Here is a 21,775-nt window from a genome sequence, read left to right as displayed (position 1 = left end):
CTTCGGCCACAAGGTCACAAGCCGCAGCATGACCATCCCTGTAGATGGCGTTATCAGCCGCGCCTTCGAACTCATGGAAAAGACTCTTCCGCGAATCGCCAATTCGCTCAAGGTCGGTGGCCGCGTGTTCTTCATGAAGGGCCCTGCCGTCGCCGATGAACTCAAGACTTTTCATCCCGAAGATTTTGGCTACAAGTTCGTGGGAAAGCATTTCTACACGATTCCAAACAGCACGCAGGAACGCGCCTTGATTATCCTCGAACGAGTAGAATGATGAGTCGGAAGTAGACGGTAGGAAGTAGACTGTAATCCGCAGAATTATACTTCCTACTTCTCACTTTCTACTGTCTACTAAAATTTAAACAGCATGCCGAAGCGCATCTGTCCGTCGCGCACGCCGTCGTTGTCGCCCACATCTTTGATGGTGGCGAAGTCGAACTGCAACACGTCGGAGAGCATGAAACCAAAGCCCAGGTCCACTTCGTTGCGCTTGCCGGTCTGGTCGTAAAGGTAACCGGCGCGCAGGGCAATCGTGTTCGCGTAGACGAATTCTGTACCCAAGTTGAAGACACCCTGCATAATGGATTCCTTCACCTTGTTGCCGTCCCTTTCAGGGTTGATGAGCGACTTCCAGCTAGAAATGTAGAACGGCTCCGGATTGCCTTTGTCGTCGTCGTAGACCACTTCGCGGTTGTAGTCGGCAAGGACGGTCCACTTGTAGTCGGCTAGCGAGAGAATCTCATAGGAAAGTCCTAGACGCCATGTCAAAGGAATCGGGTCTTCGATAGTCTTGTCCACATAGTAGACGCTTGGGCCGATGTTTGCAAGCACTAAGGCGAAATTTAATTTGTCTACAAAAAGGTTTTTCTTCAACAGACCGATGTCGAATGCGTAGCCGAAGGTGGTCGCTTCTTCTTCGCCGGCGGCGGCACCAGAGCTCAGGTCGGAGTAGAAGAACTTGATCGAGAGGCCTAGGCCCCAGTCGTTGGGGAAGCGGGTGCCGTAGCTGAAGCCGCCCACGATTTCGGAGCTGTTGTAGGCCACGAGGTCGTCGGCGTCGACATCACCGGAGGCGATCGTCGAGCCGAAGCTTACGAAGTTCACGAAAAACCCGAGCGTGCCCCAGTCGTTCAGCGGAATGGTCATGCCTGCAAAGAGGTGGTACAGGTCGGGGATGTTCAGGATCGGCAAAAGCTTTTCGTAGAAGGCGGTAATCTGGTAGTCGGCGTCCTTGAACTGCTCCATGCCGTTCGCGGTGCTGAACCACACGTCGCCACCCTGGGGGAGCACTGCCCACACTTTGTTGGTGGAAAGCCCGTTGCCGCTATGGTAGTGGACCCATTCGTCTTCGCTCTTGGTGGAACCTTCTTCTTCGGCGGCGCCGCGTTCAAGTTCTGCCTTGCGTCCGCTTGCGGTGGCGTAGTCCGGCAGGTGGCGCCAGACGCCCTTGTCGGTTGCAATCCAGATGCCGCCACGCTGGTCCACAGAAATGTCGTTCACCTTGTTGTCGGCGAACTGCACCTGTTCCCACTTGCGCAGCGTAAAGTGCGAAAGGCCTCCGTTGTGGGCCGCCCACACATGTCCCGAACTGTCCACGGCAAGCGATGTCGGGGAGAGGTCCATGATGCCGTCTTCTTCGGTGAACAGGCTCCAGCGGTCCTTGTCGTTCACGCTCTTCTTGGGAATGAGCCTTGCGATGCCCGCTCCTTCGACTGCCACGTAAAGTTCCTTCCTGTTTTCGGACCACACCAGCGAACGGATCTTCTGGCTCGGAAGCACCTTGCCCTTCTGCTCGAACTGGCCGTTGCGGTAAACGAACAGGCCGTCTTCGGTACCAATCCAGATAGATGCACCCTGGCTTTCAAGTGCGGTGATTCGGTGGTTGCCGAGTTCGTCGTCGTAGCTCTTCCAGGCCTTGCCGTCAAAACGGTACAGGGACTTTGGGGTTCCCACCCAGAGCTTTTCGGTGCGGCTTTCGTAAAGGACCGCCGTGATGGTGTCCTTCACAATCAGATTCCAGGGCATCTTGACTTCGACCACGTGTTTCTCGTCGTCGGCCGACTTGATGTCGTTGAATTTTTTCACTTGGCGCAGGTATTCGTCCAGTCCGCGTTCGGAGCCGATATAGACCTTGACCGCGTCACGGATCTTGGCGTTACCCTGCAGCGTAATGGAGTGGTAGTTCACCCACTGCTCACCGTCAAACTTCAAAATGCCTTCGGCGGTTCCTGCCCAGAGTTCGCTCTTGCTGAAGAATCCGTCCTTGGAACGCGAGGCCATGCTCGTAAAGAAGGGGGCGCTCTTGGAGTCTGCTTGGTAGCTCATGCGCCATTCGTCGGCCAAGGGACCAAAGGCAAGTCCTGCCGGGTTGTAGTACATGGCGGTCGGGTCGTCGGCAAGTGCTGCCCCTGCTTCACCCATGCCCAGCTGGCGTGCGCCGACGGGCATTTCGAGCGTGATGATGGCAGAACCTGCCGCAAAAGACAGTACGGGCGCTAAAAGTAATGCAGAGAATAGGGATTTACGCAAGATGCCTCCAGTCGGGGACGTCATAGTGGTTGCCGTGTGCAGGCACGACGGCCTTCCAGCCGGACTTGCTCGGGTTTTCCCAGGGCTGCTTCGGGAGCAGCCTGCAGTCGCAGCCAAGAACATAGGGCGGCAGGATTTCCGCATGGTTGCGGATCTGCTCGCGGGTGATAAAGTTTTCGTCGCTTACGAACTTCACATATTGCTTGCCCTTGGGGCCTAGTTCGATGCGGTATGTCGCTGTGCCGTTCTTGTCGCCTTCGTCAATGGTGCGGATCGTCGCTTCGAGCGATGCGTTCCACTGCGCAATCAGCTGATCCTTCCTTTCGGCAGGAATGTCCTGCGTGTCGAGCCAGGATCTGAGCGATGCTTCGGAGGGCTTGACTGCGGTGAGCGATTCGCGGGCGGGGCGCACGACGACGGCATATTGACCGGAGACGTCGATGACCCGCTTCGGTTCGTCCTTTTCGTCGGAACTATGAATAACCACGTACGCGCCAATGGCGGCGAGTATCACGGACAAGACGATAATCGCTATGACGATAATGACTGACAGCATATTTTATTCCGTTTGGAATTATTCGTTACTCTCAAAAACTAGCATTTTCTAAATTGTGGGACAGGAGATAATATGCCGAAATTGAAGTTTTTTCTTGTATTGCTGATGTGTAGTGCCTGTTTTGCCGTTCCTTTTAAGGTGGAAACGGTTAGGGAAGGCTCTGGAGACTCCATTCGGGCCGGTCAGCTCATCAGGGTGCATTACAAGAGCTATGTGTACCTGGACAGCGTAAAGATTCTGGCCGAAAAGGCTCGCCTTGCCGATTCGTTACGCATCGCAGACTCCTTGCGTCTTGCGAACGACTTTAATTCAGACCAAGTTGCAGGCGTGACAAAAGTTGACACGACAGCGCTCTTGGAAACTGCAGTCGATAAGCGCAAGGAAAAAAAGTCGAAGAAAAAGTCCAAGGAAATTGAAAAAGAAGTGGCTCCGGTAGATACCGCTGCAGCTGCGTCTGCTGTAGATTCTTCTGCAGTTCCGATGACATTTATCGATTCCATTGCCCCCGCGTCTTCGGACAGTCGCTTTAGGCTCTTCTCGGAATCCTACTCCGGCGGCGAACCGCTTGAATTCACGCTAGGCTTGGGACTCGTGATTGCCGGCTGGGAAAAGGGCCTCGTTGGCATGAAGCCGGGCGAAGTCCGCAAACTCTACGTGCCCTACCAGATGGGCTACGGTGAAAATTCTCTCGAAGGCGTTCCTGAATATTCCGACCTGTTCTTTATCGTGGAACTGGTAAGTGCGGATCCGCCGATGGAGCCTGATGTGTTCCCCAAGAACATCGAAGGTCTGGGCTGGCGCGAGGCGGCCAAGGGCCTCAAGATTCACGATGAAAAGGTGGGGAGCGGTAAGCCTGCCGTGGTGGGTTCCGTTCTCAAGACGCATTACACGGGCTGGCTCCTTTCCGGTCGCAAGTTCGGCTCATCCAAGGATATCGGCAGGCCGCTTCAGGTGGTGATGGGTGCCGGTAAGATGATCAAGGGCTGGGAAGTCGGTCTCGAAGGAATGCGCGAAGGTGGCGTCCGCTGGTTACGCGTCGCTCCGGCCATGGGCTATGGTGCAACGGCGTACTCCATGATTCCTTCCAACTCGACGCTGATCTTCCGCGTGGAACTGGTTTCCTCCGAAGAGGACGAAGCTGTCATTGCCAACATGGATTTCTTCCCCGATACGACTGCGCTTACGTTTGAGAATGGTCCCGAAGGCCTCCGCTATGCAATTATCAAGCAGGGCGAAGGCGAGCCCGCGCAAAAGGGTAATGTGGCGAAGGTTCATTACACCGGCTGGCTTACCAACGGCTACAAGTTCGACAGCTCCCGCGACCGTGGCCAGGTGTTTGGCTTCACGCTCGGTGCGGGCCGTGTGATTCGCGGCTGGGAACTTGGCGTGCAGGGCATGCTCCCCGGCGAAAAGAGAATCCTGGTGGTGCCGCCCGGACTGGGTTACGGTGCACGCGGTGCAGGGCCTATCCCTGGTGGCTCTACGCTCATCTTTGCAGTTGAGTATTTGGGTGAATAGAACTTAGCGCTATCCTGAACGATTATGAGAATCTCTACTAAAGGCCGTTATGCTTTGCGCGTGATGATTGACCTTGCCAAGAACGGCAAGGGCGAGTTCGTGAAGCTGCAGGAACTTTCGGGTCGCCAGCAGATTTCGGAAAAGTACCTTGAAGGAATTCTCGGCACATTGGTGCGAGGAAAACTTTTGGAAGGTGCTCGTGGCAAGGGGGGCGGATACAGGCTCAACTGCAATCCGGCGGACTGCAGTGTTTGGGACATCCTTTCTCTGATGGAAACTTCCGTTGCTCCCGTGGCATGTCTTGACAGAAATGCAAAAAAATGTGACCGGGCCAAGTTCTGCGTGACGCTTCCTGTGTGGAAGGACCTCGACACCATGATCCGCGGGTATCTCAGTAGCGTGACCCTGGAGCAGTTCTTGCGGAACATGCCTGAATCCGAAGGGAAAATTCCCGGCGGCAAGGAATGGAACTGCGGTCTTTAAATTATTTTTTTTTAAAACTTGGAGTTTTTATGGAAATCAAATGGCTTAATCCCGATGCAAAGTTTGACCGTCTCGTTCTCGCGGGCGATATTGGTGGCACCAACACGAACTTAGGCTTGGTCGGTTACAAGGACGGCAAGTTTACCCTGGTTCTTGAAACAGTTTGCGCATCCAAGGACATCAATGGTCTCGATGAACCGATCCGCGAAACGCTTCGCCTTGCTGCAGAAAACCGTGCTGACTTGAAGCCGTCTCACATCTGCATCAGTGCCGCGGGACCGGTGGCAAGCAACAAGTGCGTCATGACGAATCTGCCCTGGAGTGTGGATGGCGATGCACTTACGGCTGCAACGGGCATCCCGACGCTTGTCATCAACGACTTCATGGCGATTAGCTACGGCATCCCGACGCTCGATGTCGATGACCCGAAACAGATTTTCAAGCTCACGCATACCGACGGAAGCCAGCCCGCCCCGCAAAAGGCGACCAAGGCGGTTATCGGCCCGGGTACTGGCATGGGTGTCGGCTTCCTTGCCTTCGACGGCGAGAAGTACATCCCCGCAAGTTCCGAAGGAGGCCACTCCACCTTTGCCCCGTTCGACAAGGACTCCCAGGAATTCCACGACTACATGGAAAAGAAGATCGGAATGGTCCCCGGCGTGGAGCCGCTTGTTTCTGGCATGGGGCTCCGCAACATGTACGAATGGTGGAAGGAGACCCGCGGCGTTCCCGATAACGAAGCCTTCAAGAAGATTGAAGAAACTGAACCTAACGATCGCCCGAAGTACATCAGCCGCGCAAGTGATACCGATCCGGTGGCGGCCGAAATGATGCGCCTGTTCGTGAAGATGCTTGCTCGTTTTGCAAGTGACGCCGCAACGCTGTTCCTCCCGCTCGGTGGTTTCTACTTGGCTGGCGGCACGGTGCAGAAGGACCTGCGCTGGCTCGAACGCGACAACCTGTTCATGAAGTATTTCGAAAAGAACTACAATCCGAACATCCGTCCGCTCTTGAACAAGATTCCTGTGTATATCATCAAGGATTATAGCATCAGCCTTTATGGTGCAGCAAACGCAAGTTTGAATCTGCAGAAGTAAAGCCCGCTCAACAATCTCAGGGAGTCTTCCTGGGTGCTCGAAATGAAGCCTGACTAAAAAGAAAAACTCCGCAAGCAGCGGAGTTTTTTTGATGTCTGTAATTTCGGAACTTATTCCCAGTCGTCGAAGTTGTCGGCGGGAGCGGGTGCTGCAGGTGCCGGAGCGGGTTCCGGTGCAGGAGCAGGAGCGGGTTCCGGTGCAGGTGCCGGAGCAGGCTCAGGTGCGGGAGCGGGTTCAGGCTCGGGTGCAGGTGCCGGTTCAGGCTCAGGTGCGGGAGCGGGTTCCGGTTCCGAATAGGTATTGGAATTCGAATAGGAGTTGTTGGAGTAGGAGTCAGAGTCGGAATCGCCGTTAGGATTTCCTACGTCGTCGTTCTTGCTCATGTCCACCCACCAGGCAAAGTTGAGCGGGGACAGAACCTGCTTTCCGTATTCCTGAGCCGCGGCGCTAGATTCGAAGTAGCCGACGCGGATGCGGTAGTAGGTGCCTTCGAGTTCGCCCGGATTTTCAACTTCAGCGATATAGGCCTTGACGTTGTTTTCGGCAAGCTTCTTGACAATGCCGTCGGCAGCCTTCTTTGAAGACTGGATGCTGACCTGGACAACGAAGTCGCCCTTGTCGAGCTGTTGCACGTTTCCTGCAGGAGCCGTGGTGGCCTTTTCATCTTTGTCGTTGGCCGCGTTGGCTTCGTTGTTGCCAGAGAGAGACTGGATAGGAACGAGTTCCGGTTCGTCAGCCTTGGGCTGTTCTTCAGCCTTTGGTGCGGGAGCCTGGACTGCCGGCTTGGCCGTGTCCATCTTCGGTACAAGTTCTTCTTCATCATTGCAGGCTACAAGCAGGGAACCTGCAAGCGCAATGGCGGTAAGCGGTAGAATTGATTTTTTCATCCAAATCTCCAGTTTTTCGTAAAATCAAGACAAAAAACAGTCTGTTATGCCAAAAATATACATAAGTCTTTGATATTCCGCAAGTTATAGTGAAAAAAATACCCTAAAATGGGCGCTTTTTTCGCTCCTTTTTTCTACCCTTGACGAAATTCCGTCAATTAAATATATTTGGCTATCCAAAAACGAATTTCTAATTTAACCAAAGGATAATCGTGATCGGCGTAATTGTTAAGTCCAACGAACCTTTTGAACGCGCTCTCAAGCGTTTTACCAAGTCCTGCGAAAAGAACGGCATCATTTCCGATGTCAAGAAGCGTCAGCGCTTCGAAAAGCCTTCTGAAGAAAAGAAGCGCATCGAAACTGCCGCCCGTCGCAAGCGCTTGAAGGAAATCGCTGACCAGAACCGTAAGCGTCTCTACTAGTCGCTAATAAGGCATCGATTTTGTAATGAGTCGTCGGTCTAGGACCGGTGGCTCGTTGCGTGTTTTTAGAGGTTGAACCTAAGTGCCAGGAGCGGGGCGTAATCCACTCAAGGTAAAACATGAGCAGTGCATTGCTGACAAAGATTAAGGACGATATCAAGGCCGCTATGAAGGCGCACGACGCCGAGACTCTCGGAACGCTCCGTACCCTCCATTCCGACATCAAGAACGAAGCCATGAAGTCTGGCGCCACTCCGGCCCAGATCGAAGAAACCATTACCGACGAAATGTGTGTCGATGTTCTTGCGAAGAGCGTCAAGCAGAAGCAGGAAGCTATCGATATCCTCAAGAAGGGCGGCTTCATGGACAAGGTCCCGGCCGAAGAATCCTGCATCGCGCTCTACCGCAAGTACATGCCGGCCGAAATGACCGAAGACGAAGTCAAGGCCCTCATCGCCGAAATCAAGGCGGCTACCGGAGCCTCTAGCCCCAAAGACATGGGCAAGATCATGAAGGAACTTTCCCCGAAGGTCAAGGGCCGTTTCGACGCCAAGCGCGCATCTGCCCTGGTTCAGGAAGCGCTGAAATAGAAGGAAGTGTCATCCTGAGCTATACGAAACTAAGAACTTTAGTTCTAAAGTTGAGTTATCCTCTTTGTGGAGGAGAGGTGTAGCCTCGAAGTCGAAGGATCTAGTCCCTCATTGTCATGCCCGGCTCGACCGGGCATCTCTTTTTTTCAGATTTTCTTTATATTTACTCCCGTGCCTACATTCACCAAGTACATCCAGAACGAGGAACATTATTCCGAGGTCATCGCGCGGATTGCGAAGGTCCGCAATACATTGTGGATCGGTACTGCCGACATCAAGGATGTCTATGTGAAGCAGGATGGCGAATCGATGCCCTTGCTCGGGCAGCTGGCCGCACTCCTGAAGCGCGGCGTGGGCGTGCGGCTTGTTCACGCGAAGGAGCCCGGCCCGAATTTCCGCGAGGACTTTGACCGGTTCAAGATTTTGGCGACCGACCTCGAGCGCGTCATGTGCCCGCGGGTGCATTTTAAGATGATGATTTTTGACTTGGAAACCGCCTACATCGGTTCCGCGAACTTGACGGGTGCGGGCATCGGCATGAAGAGCAGTTTGCGCCGCAACTTCGAGGCGGGTGTCCTCACCAACGACCCCGCGCTTGTACAGCCCGCCATTGAACAGTTCGACACGCTCTGGATGGGCTCGCACTGCAAAAATTGCGGCCGCCAGGAATTCTGCGGCGACAGGATTAAGTAAATTTCATATATGCCCACCTCCCAATCCAAAATCCAGGAACTGGAACTGCTCTACAAGATCAGTTCCATTCTGAACCAGACGCTCGACTTTGAAAGTGTCGCGCACCCGATTCTGGAAGTGGTGGAATCTACGATGGGTGTGGAACATGCGACGCTTACGCTGTACAATCGCCACACGGGCGAAATCTCCATTGAAATTGCGGAAGGCTTGAGCAGTCGCCAGGCCCGCAAGGGCCGCTACAAGGTGGGCGAGGGCATCACGGGCCGCGTCGTGGAAACGGGTAAGCCAATCATCATTCCCTCGGTCGCAAAAGACCCGGACTTCCTCGACCGTACGGGCCGCGGCAAGACGGAGGACAAGGCGTTCCTCTGCGTTCCTGTCATCATGGAACATCAGGTGATTGGCGCCTTCAGTGCCGACGTGCAGAATCCGGTAGAAGATGAACTTCCCGAAAAGCTCCGTCTGCTGGAAATCATCGCGCAAATGCTTGCGGCGGCAGTGAAACTCCGCCGCGAGGCCCGCGAAGAAAATGAACTCCTGAAGGCCGAAAACGAGCGCTTGACATTGGAACTCAAGGACCGTTTCCAGCCCGATAACATCATCGGACGCTCCAGCGAGATGCAGCGCGTGTATGCGCAGATTGACCAGGTTTCAAAGAGCCCCCTACCCGCGCTCATCGTGGGCGAGGTGGGTACGGGCAAGGGGCTCGTGGCTGAGGCTATCCATTACCGTTCCGACCGCAACATGGGCCCGTTCGTCCGCGTTCATTGCGCCTCCATGCCGGAATCGGTATTGGACCGTGAACTGTTCGGCAGTGTGCGTGGCGCTCTCGTGGGTGTGTTCGCCGAGACGCCTGGCCGCGTAGAACAGGCCGAGGGCGGCACGCTGTTCCTCGACGAAGTGGGCGAGCTTTCGCCGAACCTTCAGGTGAAACTCCTGCGCCTGTTGCAGAACGGCGAGGTGGAACGCATTGGCGCCCGCATTCCCAAGAAGGTGAACGTCCGCGTGATTGCGGCCACCACCAAGAACCTGCAGCAGATGGTGGAAGAAGGAACCTTCCGCGAAGACCTCTATTACCAGCTGCACATTTTCCCGATTTATGTGCCGCCGCTCAGGAACCGCAAGACAGACATCGTACTCCTGGCGGACCACTTTGTGGAGCATTACTGCCGCATCGTGGGCAAGAACGTGCGCCGCCTTGCCCGCACGACCATCAACATGCTCATGAGTTACCCGTGGCCCGGAAACGTGCGCGAACTTGAAAACGGAATCGAGCGTGCCGTCCTCGTTGCCGATGAAGACGTCATCTACCCGCACCATTTCCCGACCACGCTGCAGACCGCCGAAACCAGCGGCACTCCCGTGAACGGAAACCTGAAACTCATGGTGGAAGCCTACGAGAAGGATATCATCTGCGATGCCCTCAAGAGCAGCAAGGGAAAAGTCGCCGCCGCGGCTCGCAGCCTTTCCTCCACACCTCGTATTCTTACATACAAAATAAAGCAGCTAGGCATCGACCTAGCTGCATTTACCCGATAAACCTCTTACCTTTGTGTCATGCTAACGGATGTCAGCATCGGCTATTAGTTCCATGTGGCAGTGAGTCTTGCCGAAATCGACAAGGAGCCATCTCTTGCATCCTCTAGATTATAGGCGAATCCGTATAGTAGGGCTGCTGTAGCTCCGATCCCCCAGTTGTCGCTAACCCACCATTCCTTGCCGAGACCCAGCTGGAATCCGAATCCACTTTGGGAGAATCTGTCATTGTTTATTTTGACGGTTGCGTCAAATGTTGAAATGTCGTCACCGAATCTAAATTGGCTGATACCCAGAGTCGCAGTGGCCAGGAAGTTGTACATAAAGTAGTAGGTGGCTCCGATACCGAGGAGAGACATGTTTGTCTTGTATTCATCACCATCATCGGAGTAGCTATCGGTTGGGGTCGTTCCGGCCAATGTCATGTGCAACAGCAGGTTGTTTGCAATTCTTCCGCCAATTTTTACATCAATATCCGTGGCTGTTCCGCTAAGGTTTGTGGTGTTGTCATCATAGTCGTTGGTCACAAAGTCAATGTTCTGGTAGCCAAAACCCATTGCTATGCTTAAAAAGAATCCGTCATGGGTGTGGGGTTCCGATTGTGCAAAACAGAGAGACGTCGCCATGGCGACTAGAATAAGTAGTTTTTTCATTATGTTCTCCTCAAAATGGTGCGAAGAATATAGAAAAACGTTTTCTATATTTACGCCGTATGAAAATTCATTCCTTCTACATGGGCTTTGTGTGATTAGCTGATGTGCAGTTCAATCTCCCCAACCTCAAAGGCACGTAGTGCCGACCTCACACCTCACAACCTCATACCTACTATGCAATTCCGTCCTGTAAAAGAACAGCTTGAAATTTTGATGCGCGGCGTTATCGATGTCGTGCCGCAAGAAGAACTCGAAAAGAAACTCCAGAAGTCCTACGATACCGGAGTCCCGCTCCGTATCAAGATGGGTGTTGACCCGACTGCCCCGGACGTGCACTTCGGCCATACGGTGGTGATGCGCAAGCTCCGCCAGTTCCAGGACCTGGGCCACACTGTGGTGCTCATCGTGGGTGACTACACTGCCCAGATTGGTGACCCGAGTGGCCGCAACAAGGCCCGCCCGCGTCTCACGCACGAGCAGGTGCTCGAGAACGCGAAGGAATACCAGGAACAGTTCTTCAAGGTCGTCCGCCGCGACCAGGTGGAAATCCACTACAACGGCGAATGGTTCTCCAAGCTCCCGTTCAGCAAGGTGACCGAACTCATGGGTCAGTTCACCGTGGCCCAGATGCTCGAACGCGAGGATTTCCACAACCGCTACACGGCCAATACGCCGATTAGCCTGCACGAGTTCATGTACCCGATGATGCAGGGCTACGATTCCGTGGCCATCAAGAGCGACGTGGAATTGGGCGGCACCGACCAGAAGTTCAACGTGCTTCGCGGCCGCGACTTGCAGCTTTTCGAAGGCATGGAACCGCAGATTGGCCTCTTCATGCCGATTCTCCTCGGTACCGACGGCAAGGTCAAGATGTCTAAGTCCATCGGTAACTACGTGGGCCTCAATGAACCGGCCGACGTGATGTACCACAAGATTTACAGCCTCGCCGACAGCATCGTCGAAAACTGGTTCGAACTTCTCACGAATATTCCGCTTGCAGAAATTAAGCAGATGATGGCAGACATTGCCGCAGGCAAGATGAACCCGAACGATGCCAAGCATCGCCTCGCTATCGACATCGTGACGCAGTATTACGGCGCGGAAGCCGCCGAGGCCGCCGCTGCCAAGGAACGCGAAATCCACAGCGGTAACGCCATCCCCAGCGATGCTGCCGAATGCAGCGTGGCGGCCGGCACCTACGGAGCCCTGGACCTGCTTGTTGAAATCAAGGCCTTCGCCTCCAAGGGCGAAGCCCGTCGCATGGTCCAGAACGGCGGTGTGAAGATTGCAGGCGAAAAACTCGCTGACCCGCAGGCGACCTTTGAAATCAAGGGCGCAGACCAGCTGGTTGTTCAGGTGGGCAAGCGCAAGTTCTACAAGGTGAATTTCTAAGGTAGACTATGCCTCAAGATGTCCTTGTTCTAGGCCTGAACCCCGCGTGGCAGCGCTTGTTCTATGTGGACAAGTTTACTCCAGGCGAAGTTCACCGCATTGAGCGCGTCGAGGAATACGCTTCCGGCAAAGGAATTAACTGTGGCTTGGTGTTGCGTCTCTTGGGCGGTTCACCGCTGCTGATGCATTTTCTGGGCTCAGAACATGGTTCCAGGATATTTGATGAAATTTCCAGCTACGGAATTCAGCAGGCCCCGGTCTGGATCAAGGAACCCACGCGTATCTGCACAACCGTTGTGAGCGAAGGCGAATCGACCGAACTGATTGAACCGTCTCCGATTCTTTCGGATTTCGAGAACGATGACTTTATCCAGACCCTTAATGATTACTGGAATACGACCCAGAGTGTCGCCTTGTGCGGAACATTCCCGCAGGGTTTTAACGTTGATCTGCTGAACAACCTCGATTTTAATGGAAAGAAGGTCTATGTCGACGCTATCGAAGGTATCGACGGATGGCTCGAAAAGGGCGTTGAACTTCTCAAAATCAACATGCAGGAATACTGCAAGTTACTGACTCGTTTAGGACTTCCCATTGTGCTGTCGAGTCCGCAGTTCTGGAAGATGACTGCGACTGCTGTGCTTGAACGTTTGCCGATAAAGACCTTGGTAGTTACCGATGAAGATTCTCCGGTCAGGGCGTTCCGCCTGATCGAAAAGAAGTTCCAGGGTGTGCAGCTTCAGCCGCCCCAAATTCAGGTGAACAACCGCATCGGCGCCGGTGATTCCTTCTTTGCGGGCTGGCTCTATGCCGATGGCATGGGAATGGATTTTGAGGAGTGTCTGGTTAAAGCGACTGCTGTGGCGACTGCACGGTGTGAAGTCGACCGGCCGTGCAACCTCAAGGTGGAGCGCGTGGCTGAGCTTGAAACTACTCTTGCCGACGCTGTTGAAAAACTGGACTAGCGAAAAAGGACTGGCGCATGGCGTTCCCGGATAAAAGTTGTTTGTTCGCTTTTGCAACTCCGGCGGAATTTATCGCCTTTTTTCCTGAATATGAAACGACAGCTGACGAATTTACTCCAGACAAATTAATAGAGTTGTCTGAAGGTCGCGGCTATGCCTGTATCCTTGGCCTTGGAATTCTCAGCTTTGCTACGAATTTGACCTACATGCTTGGGCATGTCAAGCAGCAAGGCGTTTCCATTTCGTCCGTGTTTATTCTGGGTGTCTGCGGGGCCTATCCCAACCGCGGTGTAAATCTGCTCGATGTCGTCCGCGTAGATACCGAATTTGTAGGCGACTTGGGCTATCAGGATGCTGACGGCTCATTTTATCCGTTCCCGAGTACAGTCCGTGCAACGGATTCATCGCAGGCTCCGCTTCATTTGCATCGTCTCAAGTCGGTGGTGGGCCTCACGGTAAACCGCTGCACCGGAACCGAAGAACTTGGACTTTTGCGTTCCAGGACATTTGATGCCGATATCGAAAATATGGAAGGTGCCGCAGGAATTGCGGCCTGCATGGCTTACCGCGTCCCGGTCTTTGAAATCCGCGCGGTGTGCAACATGGCCTCTACTCGCGACCGTGCTTCCTGGAAATTCAACGAAGCTCTCGCCGCCCTAAGAAAATGTGTAATGTGTGGTGAGTAGTAAGTAATGATTGATAATCCATACCACACCTCGCGCTTCATACCTCACACCCCACACCTCATACCTCATACCTCACACCTCATACCTCTATTATGCGTCTTTCTCTCGGAATATCCACCTGTCCTAACGACACCTATATCTACGAGGCGCTGATTCACGGTCTCGAAAATTCTCCATTTAAATGGGATGTCCACTTTGCCGATGTGCAGACCTTGAACGAGATGGTGCGCCGCGGTGAGCTCGATGTGGCGAAGGTGAGCGCCCAGGTGTATCCTAAAATCGAGACGGATTATGTCTGCCTTTCTTGCGGCGGTGCCATCGGCTACGGCTGCGGTCCACTGCTGCTTTCCTCTGAATCCGAATGCTTTAATCCGCAAGTTCCGGTAACGCTTCCTGGGGCAGATACCACGGCGGCTCTTCTCTACAAGTTCTGGTTCCGCAAGACGCAACAGGGGGAGCGTCAGGTCAATTACGCCCTCTTTGACCAGGTGTATCGTTCGCTTCGTACACATGAAGTGCAGCAGGGCGTGGTCATTCATGAGCACCGTTTCACCTGGAAGCGCGATGGGTTGTACCTGTTGCAAGATCTAGGGGCGTTCTGGGAAAAGAATACGGGGACGCCTATACCGCTCGGTATTGCGGTTGCAAAAAAATCGCTTGGCGCCGATGTCATTTCTAAGGTAGAAGAGGAAATCCGTAGAAGCCTTCGCACGGCTCGGTCTCGAGCCGAAATGGTGACGGATTTTATCGACGAAAAGGCTCAAATTGAAGATCCCGAAGTCATGAAAGCGCATATTTTGATGTTTGTCAACGACTTTTCGGAGAATGTCGGCGAACGCGGAAAAGCTTCGCTTGATTATTTGTGGTCGTTAGTCAAGAGTGAATAAACTGTTGATAGATGAAAAAAGTTGCTTTTTTCCGCATTTTTTGAACATTTTTTTACAAAATGGCGAATTTTTAGTAGAAACAATAATTTATTTTCCATACAGCATCTTTTTTTTGGAGTTTGCTTATGAGTTTAGTGAACGATCTTGAACAGGAAGTCGAGAACTTCAAGCGCGAGTACGAAAAGTTCGAGCGCGGCAACAAGTCTGCTGGCACTCGTGCCCGCAAGGTTCTGCAGGACATCAAAAAGACCTGCCAGGAAATTCGCGTGTCTATCCAAGGCGCGAAAAAGGAAGAGGAAAAGGCCGAACCGGCATCTGCCGATTGACCTTGAGTGGGCGATAAATATCTCGATGAAACGAATTTTTCGACATTTTCACCTTTATTTGGGCATTTTTTCAGAAAATCGTTTGACTAATGCCGTTTTTAGAGGTATATTCCCACTTGAATTTTGCATTAGCCGTCTGGCAATGCTCAAGGATTTAAATTCAAAGTGTTCTATGATTGGAGAAACGTAGCAGTATGACCCTAAAGAAACTGGTCTTAATCACGGCCGGGGCGATGCTTCTTTCTGGAACCGCCATGGCAAAGAATATCAATGTTCCTGGCGACTATCAGAAGATTGCAGATGCTCTCGGTAATGCGGACGCCGGGGATACCATCCTCGTCAAGCGCGGAACTTATAATGAAAACATCACCCTGATCATGGGTGTCGTACTTAAGGGCGAGGATCCCCTTACGACCATCATCGATGGTGGCCGCAGAGGTCCGACCGTCATGGGTACTTCGGGCGCCGAAATGTCGCACTTCACGGTGAAGAACGGTCTCGAAGGTATTCTTTGCGAAAACGCTGCCCCCTACATTCACCATTGCTACGTGCTTGACAACCATGCAACCGGTATTGGTGCCTTCATCTCGCTGCCGCATCTCCGCAATAACGTGGTGTACGGCAACCGCTGGTCCGGCATCCTTGCATGGGGCGCCAAGTCTCTCGACGCCTTTATTGAACACAACGTCGTGCTCCGCAACGGCTACTCTGGCCTTGCTCTGAAGGGCCCGACCAATGTGATCGCCCGTAACAACATCTTCATGGAAAACCACTACTACGGTGTGTTTGCCGACCCGGCTGCCGGTCAGACGAAGGTGGAATACAACAACATCTACAAGAACTACTACCCGTTCAACCAGTTCATCAAGGTGAACCGCACGAACGTTTCCTTGGACCCGAAGTTCCAGAACGCTTCGCTCTCGAAGCCGAACTTCTACTGCCAGTCCACCTCGCCGATGCTCAAGCGCGGTAAGGGTAAGGCTGACATCGGTCTTACGACTGCCGAACTGGTGAAGGAAGAAGAAGTGGTTGAAGAAACCCGTAACCCGGATACCGATGGCGATGGCCTTTGCGATCCGTGGGTTTCTGAAGAAGGCGTTTCCGACAAGTACGCCGCTACTTGCACCGGCCTTGACAACTGCCCCGAAGAAGCCGAAGATTTCGACGGCTACCAGGACGACGATGGTTGCCCGGATGCTGACAACGATCGTGACGGTCTTTGCGATCCGTGGGTCGAAGCTAAGGGTATGCTTGCAACGTTTGCCCACGTTTGTAAGGGCGTTGACCTTTGCCCGGAACAGGCCGAATCCTTGAACAGCTACAAGGACGACGATGGTTGCCCGGACGAAGTGCCGCAGCCGCCGAAGAAGGTCTTTGTGCTTGAAGGTGTGAACTTCGAATCCGGTAAGGCTACGATTACTCAGGATTCCTACATCTCCCTGATGAAGGTGGTTGATATTATGGAAACTTTCCAGGACGCCACTTTCGAAATTGTTGGTCATACTGATAACGTCGGTAGAAAGGAAACCAATAAACAGCTTTCTGCTGACCGCGCCGCTTCTGTGAAGAACTTCCTCGTGGAAAAGGGTATTAGCGAAAGCCGCATTACCACATCTGGTATGGGTGATGCCAAGCCGGTCGCCACGAACAAGACCCCTGAAGGTCGTGCCCAGAACCGTCGTATTGAGTTTATCCGCACGGATATCAAGTAAAGGAGTAAGTGATGCGTACTAGTGTTATTAAAACAGCAGTCCTCGGACTCACGGTAGCCAGCACTTCTTTGTTTGCAGAAGCCACTTATTCTCCGCACAAGTATCAGCAGAACGACTGGTTCGCTGAATTTGGTGGCAACACTGCCATGTATGTGAACCCCGCTGGAATTTCTGAAACGGACCAGTTGGAATTCAGCGCAGCCTTCTTCAGCTCCATCAGCGGCGAAGCGAGCCAGGAATATGTGAGCTTGACCTTCCCGATGGATTACAAGCACACTCTCGGATTCTCGTTCTTCGAAAACGGTGCATCCATCGATGGCGGCAAGTCCTACGGTGAATATTCCTTCATGTTCGGCTATGCCTACAGGCTTATGCAGTGCATCGCCTTGGGTATCGACGTCTCCGTCCTTTACATCAACCAGTTCGACGATGTGAAGCAGGTAACGATCGGTTCCGACGTGGGCGTGAACTGGAACCCGCTGAACTCTTCCAAGTTCGGTTACCTCTTGGTGGGCGTTGCCCTCCAGAACGTGGCTCAGCCGGGCGTTAGCATGGAAGACAAGAACGGCTTTGTCGCTCCGGGCTTCTTTGGTGGAGACCGCGACGATGCCTACAACATTCCTGCAAACGTGAACTTCTCCCTCTTCTGGCGTGGCTTCAACCGCGTCATCGAAGCTAAGGCAGAACTTTCCTTGATCGATGTGTTCCACTCCGATACGGAAGGTGGCGACGGCGTCAATCCGGAAATGAGCTTCACCTTGACCTACTACCTCTCCCCGCACCTTGGTGTCCGCCTCCGCTTCACGAAGGAAGGCTATCCGGTTGCCGGCGCTACGGTTAACGTCAAGGACGTGAGCATCTTCCGTTACCTCGCTCTCGATCTCGAAATGTCTCACGATGACCTTTACGCCAAGAAGAACCGTGGCTTCATCTGGGCTGTCAAGCTCACCAGCCGCTTCGGTGACACTCGCGAAGAGAAAATCGGTGAAGAACGTTATCGTCGTTTGAAGATCGAACCTGAAAACGACTACCGCGCCGCTATGCGCCTCTACTTGAACCGTCAGTTCTTGGAAGCTGCATACGCCTTCGGTAAGGTTCAGACCAAGTATCCGGCATTCCACCTTGTGGACCAGGCCGCCTTCTATAAGGCAAAGTCTTTCGAAAACCTCCGCATGCACAAGGCTGCAAAGTCCGTGTACGAAGACGCTATCAAGCGCTATCCGCAGAGTGACCAGCGCGCTAAGTACCACTTCCAGTTGATGAACATCGACTATAAGGAAGGCAAGTACATCGACGCCATGGCCAAGTATCAGAATATTGCTCAGAAGTTCGGTGAAAGCGACGTGAAGGCTGACGCTGACTACGTTGCCGGCCAGATTAAGTTCGAACAGGGCCTCTATCAGGAATCTGTTGACCTGCTCGCCGCCATCCTTCCGGGTAACGCGAACTACTTCTACGCCCGCTATACCATGGGTATCGCCTACAGCCGCCTCGGCAAGTTCGACGAAGCTGAAAACTGCTTCCGCGACATTACCGAACAGCCGGTGTCCAACCAGTCCGAACGCGACTTGCAGGATGCTGCCAAGGTGAAGCTCGGCCACATCTACTTCTCTGGCGAAAAGGCCGACATTCCGGCTGCCGCTCAGATGTATGGCCAGGTGCAGCCCGGTTCTCCGGTGTACGACGAAGCTATGCTTGGTATTGCTTGGTCCTTCCTTAAGGTGAACAAACCCGACGAAGCTATCAAGCCGGCCCAGTGGATCATCGCGAACATGCCTGAATCCTTCCTGGTTTCCGAAGCATACCTTGTTCAGGGTTACTGCTACTTCATCAAGAAGGACTACGACAACGCTGTGAAGTCTCTGGAACAGGCTGAAAAGCGCACTGAACAGCCGGTGGTCTCTGTGGCTGCCCGCGACAGTGCCCGCCAGGCTTACGATGCCATGCAGGACGAATTCGACTCCGTGCAGGTCAAGGCACTGGACCTTGCCCGCCAGCTCCCGACTCCGCGTGTGCAGAGCAAGCGCGAAGCCTTGCAGCCGAGCTTCGACAAGGCCAACCAGGCCATCGAAGACTACGCCGCATTCAACCAGAAGGCTATCCAGAGTGACCGCTTCGAATCCAACCGTAAGCGTATTTTGGACGACGCAGGCTTCACCCTCGCAACTGTTAAGACCAAGATGGGTCAGGGTGCTGCTAACTCCGAAGCCGCACAGGAACTTGAGAGCCTCGAAGACGACTTAGGTGATTTGGAATAAACTATGAATAAAGATAGACCTGGCTATAACCAGGTCTTCCCCTTTTTTATCTTAATAGGTGGAAAGAGAAAAATGAAAAAGTTTTTGCTTGTTGGTGCAATCGTCTGCTCGCTCATAGGAACGTCCTTTGCCGCGTCAGATCCTTGTAAAGACAAAGTCAATGAAGCCAAGAAATTGGCAGCCAAGTGTAAGGCGATGCCGAAGGGCTCCGAAAAGACCCAGTGCGCAAACTCCTACAAGGTCCTGAAGAATCAGGCCGAACAGGCATGCCGTTCGGGTGGCCTCGATGAAAAGGGCATGGAAGATGCCATTCGCCAGTGGGAAAAGCAGGTCAACAACTGTAAGGGTAAGCAGAACAAGCGCTGCGCCTCTGCACTCCAGCAGTTGGGCCACTATCAGTTCCAGCTCGAAGAAAAGCACTTCCTCGACAAGAACGCCCAATATGAAGAAGATGTGGCATGGTGCGCCGACCGTGACAACAAGCCGGCAAAGTGCGCCAACATCGACCAGCTTCCAAAGGCTGATCACCAGAAGTCCTTGGGTTACTTCCTTGAATACATCGACAAGTATCCGAAGGAAGACAAGACTCCGACCGTGATCTACCAGGCTGCTGCCGTGCAGGAAGCTAGCGGTGAAGACGAAAAGGCCTACAAGCTCCGTATGCGCCTCGTCGAAAACTTCCCGGACAACGGTCTCGTGCCGAAGGCTTGGCTCCGTATTGCGGAATACCACTTCATGAACCGTAAGTTCCGCGATGCTATCAAGGCTTACAAGAAGGTGACCGGCTTCGAGACCCTTACGGGTAAGGAAGCTGCCCTTGCCATGTATCACTTGGCAGAATCTTACTACAACATTGCTGAGTACGAAACCGCAGCAATCAAGTACTACGAATATATCATCGGTGCCGACAAGGGTAAATACCCCAACGACCTCCGCGCCGAAGCTATGGACTTCATGGCAGCCTCCTTCTCTGACCTTGAAGGTGGTGGTGTCGCCGAAGCAGAATCCTTCCTCAAGGACAAGAAGGTTCCGTTCAAGGATTCCGTCTACTACCGCATCGGTATGAAGAACAAGGATCACGACCGTAACGAAGAAGCTGTCCAGTCCTTCAAGCGCTTGATGCAGATCAACCCGGATTACATCGATGCTCCGCTTGCCGATATTGCCATGATCGAAATCTTGCTCGTGCAGCAGAAGTTCGACGAAGCCCAGAACTACCGTTACGTTGTGGTGAAGCGCTACGACAAGAATTCCTCTTGGCGCAAGAAGAACACCAAGTATAAGGAATCCGTCGCGAACGCCGACAAGGCCATCCGTGGCGCCATGCTCGAAATTCCGCACTACCATCACCAGCAGGCCGCGAAAATTACCAAGGAAGGTGATATCGAGGGCGGTAAGAAGCGCTATGCAGAAGCTATCAAGGCTTACGAAGCGTTCCTCACCCGTTACAAGAATGAACCGACCTGGGATGAATACACCGTGCATATCGACCTCGCTGCCGCCTACCAGGAAATGGGCCAGCATGCGAACGCCGCCAAGATGTTCAACTGGATCGTCGATACCGATACCACCCGTTATGGCCGCCGCGCTCTCGGTTCCGCTGCCCTCCTGAAGAAGGAAGAAGCTGCCTACAACGCAGTGCTCATGATGGACCAGGCTCGCGAAGCCGCTCTCAAGAGCAAGGCTAACGGCGATACGGTCAAGGCTTACAGCTTGCCTGAAACCAAGGCTTACTTCGCCCAGGTGGACAAGTACATGCAGAAGTTTGGCCAGAACAAGGAAGCTGCTGAACTTGCCTACAATGCGGCTCTCGTGCACTACAATGCGAAACAGTTCAAGACTGCGGTTACGGTTCTTCGCGAACTCCGCCAGAAGTACCCGAACCACCAGTACATCTTGCTCATCAGCCAGATGCTTGCCAAGTCCTTGCTCGAATCCAACCAACTTGATGAGGCCCTTGCCGAATTCGAATGGCTGTTGAAGCAGTACACGCAGGTGAAGGCCACCAAGAACGACTCGATGGCTAAGGAAACCGAAAAGGCTATCGCGTTCGTGCTCTACCAGATGGCTGAAAAGGCTGTCAAGGAAGGCCAGTACGAGAAGGGTGCCAATGCTTACCTCGCTCTCGTGAAGCGTTACCCGAAGGTCGAGATTGCCGACAAGGCTATCTTCGAAGCCGCTGCCGCGTTCGAAAACGCGAACCAGTACAACAAGGCTGCCGAAACCTTCATGATTCTCCCGAAGCAGTACGCAAGCTCTCCGCTCACTATCAAGGGCGTGCTCCGTGCCGCATCCGCATACAAGAAGGACAACAAGCCGCAGATGGCTGCGACCACGTTCCTCTTCATCACGAACAACTTCCCGCAGGATTCCATGGCGTTCCAGGCAATCGGCTTTGCTGCCGCCGTGTATGACTCCATCCCGGATAAGAAGAACGCTGCTGTTACCTACGAACTTGCCTACAAGCGCTACCCGAAGAACGAGAAGACCCCGAGCTTCCTGTACAGCGCCTGCTTGAGCTACGACGAAGCGAAGATGACCGACGAAGCCATCCGCTGCTCCAAGGACCTCGTTCGCGACTATCC

At 53.4% G+C, this 21,775-nt stretch carries 19 protein-coding genes and 1 pseudogene; 16 read left to right on the top strand and 4 right to left on the bottom strand.

Features of this window, described 5'->3' with window-relative positions:
- A pseudogene (locus ACKI61_RS12920) lies at nucleotides 1-274 on the top strand (16S rRNA (guanine(527)-N(7))-methyltransferase RsmG); the annotation flags it as partial.
- Nucleotides 275-351: 77 nt separating this feature from the next.
- Here the strand turns inward: ACKI61_RS12920 and ACKI61_RS12915 are convergent.
- Both ACKI61_RS12915 and ACKI61_RS12910 read right to left on the bottom strand, forming a co-directional pair.
- On the bottom strand, nucleotides 352-2,529 hold the full coding sequence (locus ACKI61_RS12915; protein ID WP_407458090.1) for a PorV/PorQ family protein: 2,178 nt from the start codon (nucleotides 2,527-2,529) through the stop codon (nucleotides 352-354).
- A complete protein-coding gene (locus tag ACKI61_RS12910; RefSeq protein ID WP_407458089.1) occupies nucleotides 2,522-3,085 on the bottom strand; it encodes a hypothetical protein in 564 nt (187 codons plus the stop codon). Before ACKI61_RS12910 ends, ACKI61_RS12915 begins: the two co-directional genes overlap by 8 nt.
- Nucleotides 3,086-3,157: 72 nt before the next feature.
- On the opposite strand from ACKI61_RS12910, the gene ACKI61_RS12905 reads away from it, so the two are divergent.
- From ACKI61_RS12905 to ACKI61_RS12895, 3 genes are read left to right on the top strand one after another with little or no spacing between them, the layout of a single operon-like run.
- A complete protein-coding gene (locus tag ACKI61_RS12905) occupies nucleotides 3,158-4,603 on the top strand; it encodes an FKBP-type peptidyl-prolyl cis-trans isomerase (RefSeq protein ID WP_407458088.1) in 1,446 nt (481 codons plus the stop codon).
- A gap of 24 nt (nucleotides 4,604-4,627) precedes the next feature.
- A complete protein-coding gene (locus tag ACKI61_RS12900; protein ID WP_407458087.1) occupies nucleotides 4,628-5,086 on the top strand; it encodes an RrF2 family transcriptional regulator in 459 nt (152 codons plus the stop codon).
- Nucleotides 5,087-5,115: 29 nt separating this feature from the next.
- The gene (locus ACKI61_RS12895; RefSeq protein WP_407458086.1) at nucleotides 5,116-6,183 is read left to right on the top strand and encodes a glucokinase; all 1,068 of its coding nucleotides are present in this window, start codon (nucleotides 5,116-5,118) and stop codon (nucleotides 6,181-6,183) included.
- A 110-nt stretch (nucleotides 6,184-6,293) separates the two neighbouring features.
- On the opposite strand, the gene ACKI61_RS12890 is transcribed toward ACKI61_RS12895, so the two are convergent.
- Nucleotides 6,294-7,070 (bottom strand): SPOR domain-containing protein, encoded by a 777-nt coding sequence (locus ACKI61_RS12890; RefSeq protein WP_407458085.1) that lies wholly within the window; start codon nucleotides 7,068-7,070, stop codon nucleotides 6,294-6,296.
- Nucleotides 7,071-7,282: 212 nt separating this feature from the next.
- Here ACKI61_RS12890 and rpsU point away from each other — a divergent pair, with 212 nt between their 5' ends.
- The 4 genes from rpsU (at nucleotide 7,283) to ACKI61_RS12870 (ending at nucleotide 10,314) form a co-directional block, all read left to right on the top strand.
- Nucleotides 7,283-7,492 carry a 30S ribosomal protein S21 gene (gene rpsU, locus ACKI61_RS12885; RefSeq protein ID WP_014546541.1) on the top strand — a complete coding sequence of 70 codons (210 nt, stop codon included), beginning with the start codon at nucleotides 7,283-7,285 and terminating at the stop codon, nucleotides 7,490-7,492.
- Between the two features lie 119 nt (nucleotides 7,493-7,611).
- Nucleotides 7,612-8,082, top strand: coding sequence for a GatB/YqeY domain-containing protein (locus ACKI61_RS12880; RefSeq protein ID WP_407458084.1), 471 nt, complete (start codon nucleotides 7,612-7,614; stop codon nucleotides 8,080-8,082).
- Between the two features lie 171 nt (nucleotides 8,083-8,253).
- Nucleotides 8,254-8,775: a phospholipase D family protein gene (locus ACKI61_RS12875; RefSeq protein WP_407458083.1), complete on the top strand. Its 522-nt coding sequence runs from the start codon at nucleotides 8,254-8,256 to the stop codon at nucleotides 8,773-8,775.
- Between the two features lie 9 nt (nucleotides 8,776-8,784).
- Nucleotides 8,785-10,314, top strand: a complete 1,530-nt coding sequence (locus tag ACKI61_RS12870; RefSeq protein ID WP_407458082.1) for a sigma-54 interaction domain-containing protein — start codon at nucleotides 8,785-8,787, stop codon at nucleotides 10,312-10,314.
- Between the two features lie 44 nt (nucleotides 10,315-10,358).
- Here ACKI61_RS12870 and ACKI61_RS12865 read toward each other — a convergent pair whose 3' ends face one another.
- Nucleotides 10,359-10,964: an outer membrane protein gene (locus ACKI61_RS12865; RefSeq protein WP_407458081.1), complete on the bottom strand. Its 606-nt coding sequence runs from the start codon at nucleotides 10,962-10,964 to the stop codon at nucleotides 10,359-10,361.
- Between the two features lie 174 nt (nucleotides 10,965-11,138).
- On the opposite strand from ACKI61_RS12865, the gene tyrS reads away from it, so the two are divergent.
- The 8 genes from tyrS to ACKI61_RS12825 form a co-directional block, all read left to right on the top strand.
- Nucleotides 11,139-12,356 carry a tyrosine--tRNA ligase gene (gene tyrS, locus ACKI61_RS12860; RefSeq protein WP_407458080.1) on the top strand — a complete coding sequence of 406 codons (1,218 nt, stop codon included), beginning with the start codon at nucleotides 11,139-11,141 and terminating at the stop codon, nucleotides 12,354-12,356.
- 8 nt (nucleotides 12,357-12,364) lie between these two features.
- The gene (locus tag ACKI61_RS12855) at nucleotides 12,365-13,321 is read left to right on the top strand and encodes a 1-phosphofructokinase family hexose kinase (protein ID WP_407458079.1); all 957 of its coding nucleotides are present in this window, start codon (nucleotides 12,365-12,367) and stop codon (nucleotides 13,319-13,321) included.
- A 17-nt stretch (nucleotides 13,322-13,338) separates the two neighbouring features.
- On the top strand, nucleotides 13,339-14,007 hold the full coding sequence (locus tag ACKI61_RS12850) for a futalosine hydrolase (RefSeq protein ID WP_407458078.1): 669 nt from the start codon (nucleotides 13,339-13,341) through the stop codon (nucleotides 14,005-14,007).
- Between the two features lie 92 nt (nucleotides 14,008-14,099).
- The gene (locus tag ACKI61_RS12845) at nucleotides 14,100-14,894 is read left to right on the top strand and encodes a 1,4-dihydroxy-6-naphthoate synthase (protein ID WP_407458077.1); all 795 of its coding nucleotides are present in this window, start codon (nucleotides 14,100-14,102) and stop codon (nucleotides 14,892-14,894) included.
- A gap of 125 nt (nucleotides 14,895-15,019) precedes the next feature.
- Entirely contained in the window at nucleotides 15,020-15,220 is a 201-nt protein-coding gene (locus ACKI61_RS12840) for a hypothetical protein (RefSeq protein WP_173821854.1), read from the top strand.
- A gap of 194 nt (nucleotides 15,221-15,414) precedes the next feature.
- Nucleotides 15,415-16,932 (top strand): OmpA family protein, encoded by a 1,518-nt coding sequence (locus ACKI61_RS12835; protein WP_407458076.1) that lies wholly within the window; start codon nucleotides 15,415-15,417, stop codon nucleotides 16,930-16,932.
- Nucleotides 16,933-16,943: 11 nt separating this feature from the next.
- Nucleotides 16,944-19,190, top strand: coding sequence for a tetratricopeptide repeat protein (locus ACKI61_RS12830; protein ID WP_407458075.1), 2,247 nt, complete (start codon nucleotides 16,944-16,946; stop codon nucleotides 19,188-19,190).
- A gap of 72 nt (nucleotides 19,191-19,262) precedes the next feature.
- Nucleotides 19,263-21,775, top strand: a 2,513-nt coding sequence (locus ACKI61_RS12825) for a tetratricopeptide repeat protein (RefSeq protein WP_407458074.1), incomplete at its 3' end; no start/stop codon positions are given.

The sequence above is a fragment of the Fibrobacter sp. genome (assembly GCF_045601785.1).
GTDB lineage: Bacteria > Fibrobacterota > Fibrobacteria > Fibrobacterales > Fibrobacteraceae > Fibrobacter.
This window is presented reverse-complemented; position numbering and strand designations above follow the sequence as displayed.

What these genes read in the sequence shown, in the direction of transcription:
- ACKI61_RS12895 (WP_407458086.1), top strand. Translation starts at nt 5,116, where the DNA reads ATGGAAATCAAATGGCTTAATCCCGATGCAAAGTTTGACCGTCTCGTT.
- ACKI61_RS12890 (WP_407458085.1), bottom strand. Translation starts at nt 7,070, where the DNA reads ATGAAAAAATCAATTCTACCGCTTACCGCCATTGCGCTTGCAGGTTCC.
- ACKI61_RS12835 (WP_407458076.1), top strand. Translation starts at nt 15,415, where the DNA reads ATGACCCTAAAGAAACTGGTCTTAATCACGGCCGGGGCGATGCTTCTT.
- ACKI61_RS12840 (WP_173821854.1), top strand. Translation starts at nt 15,020, where the DNA reads ATGAGTTTAGTGAACGATCTTGAACAGGAAGTCGAGAACTTCAAGCGC.
- ACKI61_RS12830 (WP_407458075.1), top strand. Translation starts at nt 16,944, where the DNA reads ATGCGTACTAGTGTTATTAAAACAGCAGTCCTCGGACTCACGGTAGCC.
- ACKI61_RS12905 (WP_407458088.1), top strand. Translation starts at nt 3,158, where the DNA reads ATGCCGAAATTGAAGTTTTTTCTTGTATTGCTGATGTGTAGTGCCTGT.
- ACKI61_RS12910 (WP_407458089.1), bottom strand. Translation starts at nt 3,085, where the DNA reads ATGCTGTCAGTCATTATCGTCATAGCGATTATCGTCTTGTCCGTGATA.
- tyrS (WP_407458080.1), top strand. Translation starts at nt 11,139, where the DNA reads ATGCAATTCCGTCCTGTAAAAGAACAGCTTGAAATTTTGATGCGCGGC.
- ACKI61_RS12870 (WP_407458082.1), top strand. Translation starts at nt 8,785, where the DNA reads ATGCCCACCTCCCAATCCAAAATCCAGGAACTGGAACTGCTCTACAAG.
- ACKI61_RS12850 (WP_407458078.1), top strand. Translation starts at nt 13,339, where the DNA reads ATGGCGTTCCCGGATAAAAGTTGTTTGTTCGCTTTTGCAACTCCGGCG.
- ACKI61_RS12855 (WP_407458079.1), top strand. Translation starts at nt 12,365, where the DNA reads ATGCCTCAAGATGTCCTTGTTCTAGGCCTGAACCCCGCGTGGCAGCGC.
- ACKI61_RS12845 (WP_407458077.1), top strand. Translation starts at nt 14,100, where the DNA reads ATGCGTCTTTCTCTCGGAATATCCACCTGTCCTAACGACACCTATATC.
- ACKI61_RS12865 (WP_407458081.1), bottom strand. Translation starts at nt 10,964, where the DNA reads ATGAAAAAACTACTTATTCTAGTCGCCATGGCGACGTCTCTCTGTTTT.
- ACKI61_RS12880 (WP_407458084.1), top strand. Translation starts at nt 7,612, where the DNA reads ATGAGCAGTGCATTGCTGACAAAGATTAAGGACGATATCAAGGCCGCT.
- ACKI61_RS12900 (WP_407458087.1), top strand. Translation starts at nt 4,628, where the DNA reads ATGAGAATCTCTACTAAAGGCCGTTATGCTTTGCGCGTGATGATTGAC.